Below are 325 nucleotides of genomic sequence, written 5' to 3'. Positions count from 1 at the left end.
CGGGTAACGATCGACCTCGGCCTGGATTTGCTGCATTACCGCCACAACCACACTCCTTGCTTCGCCGGACAAACCGACCGTGATGGTCGGCTAGACTGCCCACGGTAGCCGCCATTGTCCCATCGCGGTCCACTCACCGGTAGCCATCGATGACTTCTGCTTCCCCGGCGCCCCGCGGCGTCTACCTGATCACCCCGGACGAGCCCGATACCGCACGCTGCCGATGGTTTGGTATGTGCCGCCGCTGTCGCCGATCCAGTCCGCCGCCGAGCGTGGCCGCGTGGGCATGAGCGGCGAGCTGCCGGACGTGGCGTCGCTGCGCATC

General features: G+C 66.8%; 1 pseudogene. It reads left to right on the top strand.

The features are described 5' to 3' along the window. Positions 1 to 149: 149 nt before the first annotated feature. Positions 150 to 218 (top strand): annotated as a pseudogene (locus ABGA94_RS09535) (thiamine phosphate synthase); the annotation flags it as partial. Between the last annotated feature and the right edge of the window lie 107 nt (positions 219 to 325).

This window comes from Stenotrophomonas sp. 3diitr2024 (assembly GCF_042136455.1).
Taxonomy (GTDB): domain Bacteria; phylum Pseudomonadota; class Gammaproteobacteria; order Xanthomonadales; family Xanthomonadaceae; genus Stenotrophomonas; species Stenotrophomonas sepilia.
Note: the sequence above shows the minus strand (reverse complement) of the source record. Positions and strands in the feature narration are given on the sequence as shown.